This is a genomic window from Tardiphaga sp., assembly GCF_044336785.1.
Lineage (GTDB): Bacteria > Pseudomonadota > Alphaproteobacteria > Rhizobiales > Xanthobacteraceae > Tardiphaga.
Genome location: NZ_JBIIOT010000127.1, coordinates 1 through 12,297, shown reverse-complemented (window position 1 = coordinate 12,297; position 12,297 = coordinate 1). Strand labels below are relative to the sequence as shown.

Genomic DNA, 12,297 nt, shown 5'->3' with positions numbered 1-12,297 from the left:
AGTAAGTTAGGTCAGAGGAGGCGTCATATAATGGCGCTCAAATACGACCCGCTTCGTCTGAAGTCGCGCCCCGAAGGAATAGCTGAACGGCCGTACGAACGTGTGCCTTCAATTGCGTACCACGCATTAGGGGTCTTGCTCCCATCAGGCTTGCGCGAAAAGGCTCGGCTATCACCATGCTCACAAGCATCGTTGCGGTCACAAAAGGGTCCCCGATGGAAATCAGCTTGCGCTTTTGCAATGTCGTGAGGACGTTGGCGACCAATCGGTTCAGCGCCTCGGGGCCAGCCGCATAATATGCGCGTGCTACATCGGGAAAGCGATCAGCCTGGGCGTTGATGAGGCGATAGAACGCAACGCCGTCGGCCCTGAAGATCTTGAAGGCGATATCGTGCATCATATGCTCGAGCACCTTCTCCGCAGGCCAGCCGTCGTACAGGCCGTCATCGACATTGAAGTCGAGTGGCATGCGCCATTCATAGAAAATGGCTTCGAACAGATCATCCTTCGTCGGCACGATCTCGTAGATCGTCCGTTTGGATACACCCGCGCGCGCCGCAATTTGAGCCATCCCCACGTCGAAGCCGTTCTTCAGAAACTCCTGTGTCGCAGCCGCCACGATCAGGTGGCGGGTCTCGGCTTCGGTTCGTACTGGCGGACGGCCTCTGCGTGGCGCGGAATCGGTGCGCTTGTTGTCCAACGATGCTTTCATTCGTGTCGCCATCCGTCGTGACCAGTCCTCAGCCTTCGTGTCGATCTTCACAGAGCCGCGAGACCAACTGCGTCGCTGGCATTCCAGATCGCCACTTTTCCAAAGAAATACAGGGCCGTTGGTATCTCGCTGCTTCCAACGCGGAGAGCTACAGCCAATTTGTGCATAGCTGATGCCCCGCTACGCTATGCAACGAACGACAGGTCTCGCCTATTTACGGTACCAATGAGTTTCTAAATGCTGTGGGATTTCATCGTGCCCACTGAGCGCTTCGGCCGAGCCTCGCGTAGTGACGTCAGCTGGGCCCAATGATCGCGTTGCCAATTATGTTCCGCCGGATTGGGAGTTTCTCAATGAACCGTGCCGCATTTGCCTTAGCCGCAGTGATCATAACATCCGCAGGCGTCGCGCGTGCCACAGCCGATATCCCGGACGTCACGATGCAGGCGCAGCCAGGCAACGGGCGTGTTTCCGCGACACGCTCGGTGGGGCATGAACTCGCGGCCTTCCGCGACGCGCGCCTGGGACTGCGGGACGCACTTTCGATTGCACGCCGAGCGATCAACGACGGCGAGATCGTCGATGTCAGTTTTGATGGCACGGAGGAGACTGGCCTGTTCAGGCTTCTTGTCGTGCGTGACGGGAACATCGAAGAAAGCAAGATTGACGCTGCATCTGGTTCGCTGACCACAGGCAGGCGCATCCCGGTCGACGATCTTGGCGACGACGACCGCGCCAATGTCGCAAGCCTGCAGCGATCTCCCGGCCGTATGTCGGATGCGGTTGCCATTGCGGAGGAAATGACAGGGGGCCGTGCCGTCAGCGGCGGCTTGTCGATGGATGCGCGTCAGTTGCGTTTCGTGGTGGTGGTTCTCAGCGGTGACGACCTGCGAACCGTGTCGCTGGAGCCGCCGCAGTCCCCGCGCGCGGGCACGAAATAGCTGCATCCCGTTCGTCGTCCAAAACCGATTGGACATTGTATGGCTCACACACCGATAGCGAATGCGATCGGGCGCATCGCCGCAACCATTTTCCGGCCCCGCCTCGGACACTCGCAATCCGCCGGGGCGGCAGACGGTGAGGCTCCTTCAGACAGGCCGTCCTCGCCACGAGGGGAACGCGAAACGCAATCCTCCGTCCGCGCGACCGAAGGATGGTTGAACAGCAATCTGAAGGCGCCCGACTGAAGCGACCATGACGTCATCATCATGAGAGGACAGGTGAATGCAGGACAGCAGCTCGATAATGAGGACCGGATCGCCAGCGGCACCCGATGCGAGGCATCTGCGCCAGCTCGCCAACTGCATTCGCGTCCTGGCAATGGATGCCGTTCAGGAGGGGAAAAGCGGACATCCCGGAATGCCGATGGGCATGGCGGAAATTGCGACAGTACTGTTTTCAGAGTTCCTCAAATTCGATCCAGGCGATCCGCACTGGCACGACCGTGACCGTTTCCTGCTCTCGAACGGAGATGGCTCGATGCCGCTTGATGCACTGCTGTTCCTCACCGGTTACCGGGATATGTCCATCGAGGAGTTGAAGTGGTTCCGCAAGATCGACAGCAAGACGTCGGGGGAAAAGGCACATCAGCCGTGAGCACCGCCACTTACTCCACAAAGCGACAAATTGCCGGCTTCCCGTTGTCCGCATGGTCTTTCGGCGTGCGCAACTGGGCCGCGATGATGTTGGCGCTGTATTTGGCGTTCTGGCTGCAACTGGAAAATGCCCTGTCCGCCGCCGTATGTGTCGGCATCCTGTCTCTGCCGACCCGTGGACAGGCCGCTGAAAAGGCGTTCTGGCGCCTGCTCGGTACGGTCATCGGAATCGCCGCGGGGTTCGTCATTGCCGGCGTTTTTAACCAGCTGCGCGAGCCGTTCATCATTGCTTACGCCGCATGGCTCGGACTCTGCGTATTCGTCGCCCGTTTCTTCGACGGAAATCGGGCCTATGGCGCAATGCTCAGCGGCTATACCGTCTCGCTGGTGGCCATCACGCAGATTGATGCGCCGCAGAACGTCTTCTCGACCGGCGTCAATCGTGGCGCGGCGCTCGCCGTCGGTGTGATCGCGGTCGCTTTCGTCAACGATCTGCTCGGCGCGCCCGAGGTGTTTCCGCAACTCCGGGACAAAATCATCAGGACGCAGCGGCGTGTCGGAGGTTTTGTCAGCGACGCCCTGCGTCTCGGGCCCCCGCCTGACGCGGCGGTCGGTGATCTTCTGAAGGACGTTGTCGCGCTTCGCGCTGACGTCAACGCCATGCCGACCGAAGGCCCAATGGGCGGCGGGCGCGCCTCCCTGGCCCGCGTTGCCATCGCTGCGATGGTCCAGCAGATTGGAGTCGCTCGGGCGACTTCCGCAGTGATTTCCAGGGGCGGAAATGCCGGCCGCAGGATAGGCGAGAGCTGGTCGACCACGCTCAGCCATCCGGAAAGCCCGCAGGCGCGCGAATTGCGTGCGTCGCTGCGATCCGAGCTTGGCACCGAACGCGCCGATCCCGAGCGTCTGGTCGCGGTAAGCGGCGCGATGTTGCTGTTGGACCGCGATCGGGTAGCTCGCAATGCGATCCGCGATCTCGAGCAGGGCCAGAGCCGCCGCTTCGGCATGCGTCTGCCGACCTACAGTTCCTACGAGGTCGCCTTGCGCGATGCCTTGCGCGCCTTTGCCGGCGTGACTTTGGTCGGGCTGATGCTCTCGCTGTCCAACTGGCCGCAGGTATCCTTCGTTCTCGCTCTGATGAGTGGCGTTCTTGCGGTCAGTAGCGGGCTGCCCGATCCGCGTGGTTTTGCCAAAGCCGCCTGCATTTTCGTTCCAATCGTGGCGCTGCTGGCTGGCGTCATCAAGTTCTTGATCCTCGACGGTACCGATCAGTTTCCTCTTCTGGCCATGGCACTTGCGCCGGTCGTCATTACCGCCTCGCTTCTGGTCGTGAGCAATAAGCAGGCGCTTTATATGTTCGGGTTCCTGACCCTGGTGTTCGTGCCGGCGCTGCTCGCGCCGAGCAATCCGCAGGACTACAGCCCGCTTGCCTTCCTGACGACGGCGATGCTGGCCTGGCTGGCGATGCTTCTTCTATTCCTCGCCCACACGCTTCTCTGGCCGACGAGCGACGCGATGCGTCGTCGATGGATCATGCGTTCGGCCCGCATCGACTTTCAGCGTGCCATGGCCGGGCGCGATCACGCGCGTGCGGGCCTGACAAGTTCTTTCCGTGCCGCCGACCGGATCGCCACCTATGCCGGCCTGAACATTGAAGAAATTCGGGACAGACGAGAGGCAGACACGCATGCGCTGCTGTGGCTCGCGGAAGCATCGACGGCCGCGCGCAGGGCACATGAGGCTATTGCGCGTGTCCACAGCGCGGACGCGCGTCAGGCGCAGCGCGCGATATCCACCTTGCATGCGATGGATGCGTCTGCGCTCCGGGCCGAAGCGGGCCGGTTGCTCGGTGGCACGGATGCCGCCGCTCTCCATAGCGACCGTCTGCGTGCGGCCGTGGCCATGATCTGGATGGCCGGGCTGATCGAGCAAAACCGGGCGCTCGTCGTCGCGCTGAAGATGCGGAGGAAGCCATGAGCCACACGTTCTCCGAACTGGTGATCGGCGGTGTGATGATCGCGCCTTTCGTGACCTATCTCGTCGCCAGCATCGTCGCATTTGCGCTGCTGCGGCCGTTGTTCGCGACAATCGGCTTCGACAGTTTCTTCAGCAATCCGCCGCTGGCTCAGGTCAGCCTGTTCATCATCATTCTGGCACTTGTCATGATGCTACTCTGAAAGGTTTTGCCATGGACGATCAACGCGTTGATCAGTGGGGCACGACATTGCGCGAGCCCCTCAACGACAGTGACGCTCACGGAACCGGGGCGGGAACGCTCCCCGCGGCGCGCGCGCCGGAGCCGAGCACCGACCGGCATCCGGAACGCGAGAGTGCCTCGCGCGGCGAGCCGGTGGATGCGAGTGGCGATGCCGACATGGCGTTCGATGACGAGAAATCGCGCGGCAATCGAATCGCGAAAATAATCGCAACTATCGCGATCGCCGTAATTGCAGTCGCCTCTGCCGTTCTGATCTGGAGCTACTACGTAAATGCGCCGTGGACGCGGAATGGTCGCGTGCGCGTGCAGGTGGCCAGCGTCGCGCCCCAGGTGTCCGGACAGATTTCCGAAGTTCGCGTCTCCGACAACCAGTTCGTCAAGAAAGGCGACATCCTCTACGTCATCGAACCCTTCGACTACAAGTCAGCGCGTGAATCCGCCGAAGCCCAGATGCGGATGCGGGCCGCAGAGATGCAGGTGAAAAAGGTGCAGGCAGAGCGGCGCCAGGCACTGTCGGACTTGTCCGCGACAGTCGAAGACAAGCAGGTCTTTGCAGGAAATGCCGCCCAGGCGCAGGCCGCCTTCGACGCAGCGCAGGTCCAGCTTGCGCAGGCCGACGTAAATCTTCAGCGCACCGAGGTGCGCAGCCCTGTCAACGGCTACGTTACCAACCTGTTGCTTCGCGTCGGCGACGCCGCTCCGGCTGGTACACGCAACATCTCGATTATCGACGCTGACAGTTATTGGGTCGATGGCTATTTCGAAGAGACCAAGATGGCCAATATCTGCATCGGCGATCGCGCCGAGGCACAATTGATGGGCTATGGCGCACCGATCATCGGCCGGGTCGATACGATCACGCGCGGCATCAGCGATTCCAATGCGACGCCGAGTACCCAGGGGCTGCCCAGCGTCGATCCCGTCTACACTTGGGTTCGCCTGGCACAGCGCGTGCCGGTCCGCATTGCGATCACCGGAAAGCCTGAGGATATCCCGCTGGTCGCGGGTATGACTGCAACTGTGACAATCCGCGGCCCGGAGACGGGCAATCATGGGACTGAGGACCATCCCGGCGCACTAACCCGCATCCGCCAGCGTTTCGGCGATGCCATCTATGGTCCAACGGCGCGTCCCGGATGCATGTCGATGTCAACGCCGACGCCGCCCGCCGCGTCCATTCAGTCGCCAACGCCGCCAACGAAACTGCCTGCGAGTTCCGTGGTGCCCGGCCTGACACCCGGCATGACGTTGCCTCCGGGCGCGAAATGATCCGCGCATGAACGAGAATTCAGAGAGAGCCAGAGGATGAACAAGCGCCGAAAGCAAATCGTGCTCGCGATCGATGTGGGCGGGACGCATGTCAAGGTAATGACGACCGCCCACAGGACGAAGCGCGAATTCGAGTCTGGAGCGCATCTGACGGCCAAAACGATGGTGAAGAAGGTCAAACAACTCACGAGCGACTGGACATACGACCGCGTTTCCATCGGATATCCCGGTCCCGTCATCGGCAATCGTGCGATCCGCGAGCCCCATAATCTGGGGCGCGGATGGAAGGGCTTTGACTTCGAAGCCGCGTTTGATCGCCCGGCGCGTGTCGTCAACGATGCCCTGATGCAGGCACTCGGAAGCTATGACGATGGCCGCATGTTGTTTCTGGGTCTTGGCACCGGGCTCGGCTCCGCAATGATCATTGATGGCATCCTGGAGCCCATGGAGTTGGGTCATCTGCCGTATCGAAAGAAGACTTTCGAAGACTATATCGGCGCTGCGGGGCTTGAACGGCTCGGGCGGAAGAAATGGCGACGGCGCGTTGCTGAAGTGATCAACGATCTCAGGGAAGCCCTCGAACCCGATTACATCGTCTTGGGCGGCGGCAATGTTGCGCATATCGACGAGCTGCCTCCGAAAACCCGACGCGGCGACAACGAGAACGCGTTTCTCGGCGGATTTCGACTGTGGGAGCCAACCACGCCGAGTGCGAAATCCAGGAAGAAGTTGCGGAATAAGTAAGACTGAACGCCGGTCGCGCCGGCACGAGGCTCTCATGGCCCAACATGAAGCGCATGGATCCGATCGGCCGCTTCCGATCGAGGATTACGGCCTGATCGGCGACGGGCCGGCGATCCTCTCGGTGCGCACGGCGCCATCGTGATGCTCGCCGGTGTCGCCGGCATCTTCAAGATCATCAATGTCTACTACGATCCCGAACCGGGGGAGGCGCGGCTTGCGCTCTACTACGATGATGCCGCGCTACGCCGGCTTGCCCGAAACGGGCTGTTTGTGGAGCCAACCAGCGCAAGCGCTGCTGCGGCTCTAGACAGACTCGCACAGGAAGGTCTCATAAGGCAGAATGAGAGCACCGTAGTCGTACTGAGTGGTTCCGGGCTTAAGGCAGCTTCCGCTGTCGCGGATCTCGTGAAGTAGCGCGATGATCGTTTCGAGCTGCCCCTGCCCACGCGCTTCAGGTGGTACACAGTGGTGGCGGTTTCAAAGGTTTAGAACGCCAGATCACGCGCTGCTGGGACACGATCATTCGTTATTCGCCTCATTCAGCCCGGTCAGTTAGCGACTTCACGAGAGAGGCGCGCACACCGGAGACGTGTTCGCGCATCACCGCTTCGGCGCGCCACGGCTCCCGCGCCATGATCGCTTCGTAGATGCGGTGGTGATCGTCATGTCGCCGCCGCACATCGCGATGCTCGAAGGCGACGATGTTGCGGCTCGATGACATCGGGACGTGGTGGCAGATCCGGATCATCTCGCTCAGCATGCGGTTGCGTGCGGCGGCCAGCAGCGTGTCGTGAAAATCACCGTTGATGCGGCGATAGATGAGAAGGTCGCCTTCGGCAAATTCGCCGCGTGACAGCAAGTCATCGCCGGCAACCAGGCTCCGCTCGATAATCGTGCGCTCGCTGTCGCTGAAGCCGCGTTCGGCTGCAAAGCGCGCGGCAAGACCCTCCAGCGATGCGCGGATCTCATAGGCATCGACGATGACGCTGAGCGGAAATTCCCGCACGATGAAGCCGCGATTGGGCGCGTAGTCGAGCAGGCCTTCGCCTGCCAGGGCCTGCAAGGCCGCGCGCACCGGGGTGCGTGAGACATCCAGAGTCTTGCTGAGCCGGACCTCGTTCATGCGCTCACCGGCACTGACGGTGCCATCCAGGATGAAATTGCGGATCTGCTCCATGACCGAGAGCGCCCGGTTGCCCGCGCGGACGCCAGGCGTTTCTGTCGCTTTAAGGTCTGTCAGATCAGACATCTCGATCTCTCGCATTGCACAAAGTGTACACACTTTGGCTTCGGTTGCTTCGGTTCGATAGAGCATCCTACAAAGTTCGCGCGAAATCTTGCATGAAATTCGCGCATTTTTAGGAGGCAACCTGCGGAAATGATAATCAGATAGAAAAAGTGTATGTAATTCCTGTTGACTCCGATTTCCGACACGCAATGATGCGCCATCGGAAATGACCAGTGAACGGCGTGTCTCATGGTTTCTGGGAAGACGATCGGCGAAAATGCCATCGAGGAGATCACCGCGGATCGTTCCCCGCATTATGAGCCGTTCGGCTGGCATCATTGGCCCGAGCATCCCTGGCTTGCTTATCAATTCCGCCGCGGTCTCGGTGAAACGCAGGAAGGCGGCGGCAGCGTTTCCGAAGTGATGCTGGCGGGATCGCGCATGATCCCCGGCGATCTCGAAAGCTGGCACACAGAGTGGATGGTGATCGCCGATGCCAATTGGCTGCGTGGTCTGGCCGAGGAAGAGCTTGGCCATATCCGCACGGCGATGAACTGCTTTCTCCGTGCCGCGGATTACTATCGACAGGCCGAATTCCATCTGGAGCCGACCGATCCGCGCCGGCTTCCCACCTTCGAGAAGATGGAAGCCTGCTCGCACAAGTTCATCTCTTATCTCAATCCGCCCGGCGAAGTCGTCGAGATCCCTTACGAGCCGGGCAAGCCGATCTGCGGCTATTTCATCCGTGCGCCGTTCCCCGGCGACAAGCTGCCGGTGCTGATCTGCATGGGCGGACTGGACTCCATCAAGGACGAGATGTGGTTCATGCAGGCCCATGGCTGCCTGCAGCGCGGCATCTCGGTGCTGATGGTCGATCTGCCCGGCCAGGGCGGCATGCTGCGGCGCCATGGTCTCGCGACGCGCGCCGATACGGAAGTGCCGGTCGGTAAATGTATCGACTGGCTCGAGCAGCGCAGCGACGTGGATACCTCGCGTATCGCCGTCTGCGGCTCCAGCATGGGCGGATACTATGCGGCCCGTGCCGGCTGTTACGAGCATCGCCTTGCCGCGGTGATCTCGCATGGCGCGGTGTGGTCCGTGCATGACATGTGGGGCCAGAAGGGCGACGATTTCGGTCTGGCGATGCATATCCGCTGGGTGTTCGGCGCCAAGACCATGAAGGACGCCCACGAACTGATGAGGCCCTTCACGCTGAAGGGGCATCTCGAACACATGAAGTGTCCGTATCTCGTGCTGCATGGCGGCCACGACGTGCTGACGGTGACGGCGGCGCGCTCGACCTATGATCACGCCATTGCCCATGGCGTCGATGCGACATTGCGTGTGCTCGAGCCGGAGGAGACCGGCGCCGAACATTGCCAGCACGACAATCCGACCATCGGACAAGAAGTTCTGGCCGACTGGCTGGCCGACAAGTTCGGCATCGATCAGCGCGCGCTGCTGAAAACCTCATTCAATCCGCTGGTGTGACCATGAATCCAGCCTTCCAGAATTTGGGCGTCGATCACATCAAGGCTGCCGTTGTCGCGATCGATCTGCATCGCGGTCATCTCGATATGGCGGTCGCCACCATGCCGACTACACCCGACGTCGCGGACCGCATCATCGCAGCGAACAAGCGCCTGTTCGACTGGTGCCGCGCCAGCGGCATTCCTGTCGTGCATCAGCTCACCTCCTATCGCGACGAGGCGGAGATCCGTGCCAATCCGTTCTGGCGCACGCGCGCCGAGGATCCGAAGGCGACGCGCAAGAACGTGATGCGGCACAATATCATCGGTGGCCCCGGCTGCACCGTGATGCCGGAATTGCTCCACCCCAGCGATTTCATCGTCAGCACCAAGAAGCGCTACGACTGCTTTCTCGGCACCGATCTCGATTTCGTGCTGCGCTCCCATGGCATCAACACGCTGCTGATCACCGGTGTGAACACCAATTCCTGCGTGCTGGCGACGACCACCGCCGCCAATGTGCGCGACTATGCGGCGATCGTGGTCGAGGACTGCGTCGACAGCATGGACGGGCCGGAGCTTCATGCTGCCGGTCTCGCCTGCATCCGCACCGCCTTCGGCTTCGTGATGGATACCGATGCGGTGATGAAGCTCGACGGCCTCAAGGCCGGCCGGAGCGCCGCATGATCCGTTTCAATCTTTCATTGTCGAAAGGCATCCAGCCATGACCGGTCCCATGCAGCCGCGCGAGCGGTGCGAGTTCTCCGCCATCGTCGATCGTCCCAAGCTGAAGCTGCCGGGCAATGCCCGCCTGATCTTCTGGACCATCGTCAATTTCGAGGTCTGGGACATTTCCAAGCCGATGGCGCGTCAGGTGATCCCGGCGCCGACCGGCCTGCCGCTATTGCCCGACGTGCCGAACTGGAGCTGGCACGAATACGGCATGCGCGTTGGCGCCTGGCGGTTCTTCGAACTCTACAAGAAGCTCGGCATCAAGCCGACGCTCTCCATCAATGCGCGCGTCTGCGAGGACTATGCCCGCGTGGCGCAGGAGGCCAAGGATCTTGGCTGGGAATTCATGGGCCATGCCTATGAGCAGGGGCCGATCCACAAGGAGGCCGACCAGAAGGCGATGATCAATCGCTCGATGGTTGTGATCGAGAATTTCACCGGCAAGCGTCCGGTGGGCTGGCTAGGACCGGGCCTGACGCAGACGCTGGAAACACCGGAATATCTCGCCGAAGCCGGCGTGAAATATATCGGCGACTGGGTCTATGACGACGAGCCGACGGTGATCCGCACCGAGAAGGGGCCGCTGACCACGCTGCCTTACACTGTCGAGATGAACGATATCCCGATGATGATGGTGCAGCATCACGGTGCCACGCAATTTCTCGATCGCGCCAAGGATCAGTTCGACCGCCTCTATGCCGAAAGCGCAGATCGTCCGAAGATCATGTCGATCGCGATCCACCCGTATATCTCCGGCCAGCCGTTCCGCATCAAATATCTCGAGGCGGTCTATGACTATGTGAACCAGTTCGAAGGCGTGGTGCATATGAACGGCGCCGAGATCCTTGACTGGTACAACACGCAGGCGGTGGCCAAGTGAGCGTGATCAGCCAGCAGGTCCTGCCGCCCGTGCCGGTCACCGGTGTTCCGGTCGTCGGCGGTGGCTTCTTCCCGGTGCGCCGCGTCTATTGCGTCGGTCGCAACTATCTCGACCATATTCGCGAGATGAAAGAAGCCGACGAGCGTGACCCGCCGTTCTTCTTCCAGAAGCCGCGTGACAGCGTGGTGCCGGATGGCGCACGGGTGCCCTATCCCGCATTCACCGAAGACTTCCAGTTCGAGGTCGAACTGGTGCTGGCGATCGGCGAGCCTGGCCGCAATATCGCAGTGGAAGACGCACTCGAGCACATCTGGGGCTATGCCGTCGGCATCGATCTCACCCGTCGCGATCGCCAGCGCGACGCCCGCGACATGCGGCTGCCCTGGGAGATGGGCAAGAGTTTTGACGCCTCCGCGCCCTGCGGCGTCATCGCGCCGGCACGCGATGCACGGCACTTCAACAATTGCGCCATCACGCTGTCGGTGAACGGCGTCGAGAAGCAGCGTGGCGATATCGGCCAGATGATCTGGAGCGTGCCGGAGATCGTGGCGCAGCTCTCCAAGCAGATGAAGCTGGAGCCCGGCGACCTCATCTATACGGGCACGCCGGCCGGCGTCGGTCCCATCGTGCCCGGCGACGTCATCGATGCCCGCATTGAAGGCCTGCCGTCGCTCGCCATCACCATCGTCGCGCCGGAGGAGTGAGTATGCTGCCGACCGAACGCATCAGCTACTCGCCGATCGACGGCCGCCCCCCGTTGAAGCTACCAGATGGCAAGCGCATGGCGGTGTGGATCATCGTCAATGTGGAGGAGTGGGACGCCAAGCAGCCGATGCCGCGCACGGTGCTGACGCCGCCGGCCGGCGGTTCGCCGTCGCCGGACGTGCCGAACTGGGCCTGGCACGAATATGGCAACCGCGTCGGTTTCTGGCGCATGCTGAAAGTGTTCGACGATTACAAGCTGCCGGCGGCGTTGGCGATCAACGGCGCGGCGATTGCCGCCTATCCGCCCATCGTCGAGGCAGCGAAGGCCCGCAATTGGGAATTCATGGGCCACGGCTTCACCCAGCGCAACATGCAGAAGGTGGAGAACGAGCGCGAGGACATCCGCAAGACCGCGGATGTCATCGAAGGCGTCACCGGCAAGCGGCCGCGTGGCTGGCTCGGGCCCGGCCTCACCGAGACCTGGGAAACGCCGGACCTGCTGAAGCAGGAAGGTTATGACTATGTCTGCGACTGGGTGCTGGACGATCAGCCGGTGTGGCTGAAGACCACGACCACGCCCATCGTCAACATCCCCTATACGCAGGAATGCAACGACGTCGCCATGATGCTGATCCAGCATCACAAGGCATCGGAATATTACGACCGCGCCATCGACCAGTTCGAGCAGATTTACGAGGACGCCGCCGACAGCGCCCGCGTGATGGCATTGGTTGTGCATCCCTAC

12 protein-coding genes and 2 pseudogenes are annotated in these 12,297 nt (G+C 61.4%); 12 read left to right on the top strand and 2 right to left on the bottom strand.

Going from position 1 to position 12,297, the window contains the following annotated elements:
* Window positions 1-37 precede the first annotated feature (37 nt).
* A complete protein-coding gene (locus tag ACIQ2A_RS23540; RefSeq protein WP_398484004.1) occupies window positions 38-712 on the bottom strand; it encodes a TetR/AcrR family transcriptional regulator in 675 nt (224 codons plus the stop codon).
* A 353-nt stretch (window positions 713-1,065) separates the two neighbouring features.
* On the opposite strand from ACIQ2A_RS23540, the gene ACIQ2A_RS23535 reads away from it, so the two are divergent.
* From ACIQ2A_RS23535 to ACIQ2A_RS23505, 7 genes and pseudogenes are all read left to right on the top strand, one after another.
* A complete protein-coding gene (locus ACIQ2A_RS23535) occupies window positions 1,066-1,653 on the top strand; it encodes a PepSY domain-containing protein (RefSeq protein ID WP_398484002.1) in 588 nt (195 codons plus the stop codon).
* 304 nt (window positions 1,654-1,957) lie between these two features.
* Window positions 1,958-2,287: pseudogene (locus tag ACIQ2A_RS23530) on the top strand (transketolase); the annotation flags it as partial.
* A 17-nt stretch (window positions 2,288-2,304) separates the two neighbouring features.
* Window positions 2,305-4,284 (top strand): FUSC family protein, encoded by a 1,980-nt coding sequence (locus tag ACIQ2A_RS23525; protein ID WP_398484000.1) that lies wholly within the window; start codon window positions 2,305-2,307, stop codon window positions 4,282-4,284.
* Window positions 4,281-4,484, top strand: a complete 204-nt coding sequence (locus ACIQ2A_RS23520; protein WP_398483998.1) for a DUF1656 domain-containing protein — start codon at window positions 4,281-4,283, stop codon at window positions 4,482-4,484. Before ACIQ2A_RS23525 ends, ACIQ2A_RS23520 begins: the two co-directional genes overlap by 4 nt.
* Before the next feature lie 11 nt (window positions 4,485-4,495).
* Window positions 4,496-5,794, top strand: a complete 1,299-nt coding sequence (locus tag ACIQ2A_RS23515) for an efflux RND transporter periplasmic adaptor subunit (RefSeq protein ID WP_398483996.1) — start codon at window positions 4,496-4,498, stop codon at window positions 5,792-5,794.
* Window positions 5,795-5,830: 36 nt separating this feature from the next.
* Complete coding sequence (locus tag ACIQ2A_RS23510; protein ID WP_398483994.1) at window positions 5,831-6,538, top strand: ROK family protein; 708 nt, start codon at window positions 5,831-5,833, stop codon at window positions 6,536-6,538.
* Window positions 6,539-6,772: 234 nt separating this feature from the next.
* A pseudogene (locus tag ACIQ2A_RS23505) lies at window positions 6,773-6,952 on the top strand (pyridoxal-5'-phosphate-dependent protein subunit beta); the annotation flags it as partial.
* A gap of 121 nt (window positions 6,953-7,073) precedes the next feature.
* Here ACIQ2A_RS23505 and ACIQ2A_RS23500 read toward each other — a convergent pair.
* Entirely contained in the window at window positions 7,074-7,976 is a 903-nt protein-coding gene (locus ACIQ2A_RS23500) for a GntR family transcriptional regulator (protein WP_398483992.1), read from the bottom strand.
* A gap of 39 nt (window positions 7,977-8,015) precedes the next feature.
* Here ACIQ2A_RS23500 and ACIQ2A_RS23495 point away from each other — a divergent pair, with 39 nt between their 5' ends.
* From ACIQ2A_RS23495 to ACIQ2A_RS23475, 5 genes are all read left to right on the top strand, one after another.
* Entirely contained in the window at window positions 8,016-9,257 is a 1,242-nt protein-coding gene (locus tag ACIQ2A_RS23495; protein WP_398483990.1) for an alpha/beta hydrolase family protein, read from the top strand.
* A 2-nt stretch (window positions 9,258-9,259) separates the two neighbouring features.
* Complete coding sequence (locus ACIQ2A_RS23490; protein ID WP_398483988.1) at window positions 9,260-9,922, top strand: cysteine hydrolase; 663 nt, start codon at window positions 9,260-9,262, stop codon at window positions 9,920-9,922.
* A 37-nt stretch (window positions 9,923-9,959) separates the two neighbouring features.
* Entirely contained in the window at window positions 9,960-10,847 is an 888-nt protein-coding gene (locus ACIQ2A_RS23485; RefSeq protein WP_398483986.1) for a polysaccharide deacetylase family protein, read from the top strand.
* Window positions 10,844-11,551 (top strand): fumarylacetoacetate hydrolase family protein, encoded by a 708-nt coding sequence (locus ACIQ2A_RS23480; protein ID WP_398483984.1) that lies wholly within the window; start codon window positions 10,844-10,846, stop codon window positions 11,549-11,551. The genes ACIQ2A_RS23485 and ACIQ2A_RS23480 overlap by 4 nt, the downstream gene beginning before the upstream one ends.
* 2 nt (window positions 11,552-11,553) lie before the next feature.
* On the top strand, window positions 11,554-12,297 hold a 744-nt coding region (locus tag ACIQ2A_RS23475), incomplete at its 3' end, for a polysaccharide deacetylase family protein (protein ID WP_398483982.1).

Coding starts and splice junctions, on each gene's coding strand:
- ACIQ2A_RS23485 (WP_398483986.1), top strand. CDS start 9,960: ATGACCGGTCCCATGCAGCCGCGCGAGCGGTGCGAGTTCTCCGCCATC.
- ACIQ2A_RS23510 (WP_398483994.1), top strand. CDS start 5,831: ATGAACAAGCGCCGAAAGCAAATCGTGCTCGCGATCGATGTGGGCGGG.
- ACIQ2A_RS23495 (WP_398483990.1), top strand. CDS start 8,016: ATGGTTTCTGGGAAGACGATCGGCGAAAATGCCATCGAGGAGATCACC.
- ACIQ2A_RS23515 (WP_398483996.1), top strand. CDS start 4,496: ATGGACGATCAACGCGTTGATCAGTGGGGCACGACATTGCGCGAGCCC.
- ACIQ2A_RS23520 (WP_398483998.1), top strand. CDS start 4,281: ATGAGCCACACGTTCTCCGAACTGGTGATCGGCGGTGTGATGATCGCG.
- ACIQ2A_RS23535 (WP_398484002.1), top strand. CDS start 1,066: ATGAACCGTGCCGCATTTGCCTTAGCCGCAGTGATCATAACATCCGCA.
- ACIQ2A_RS23490 (WP_398483988.1), top strand. CDS start 9,260: ATGAATCCAGCCTTCCAGAATTTGGGCGTCGATCACATCAAGGCTGCC.
- ACIQ2A_RS23540 (WP_398484004.1), bottom strand. CDS start 712: ATGAAAGCATCGTTGGACAACAAGCGCACCGATTCCGCGCCACGCAGA.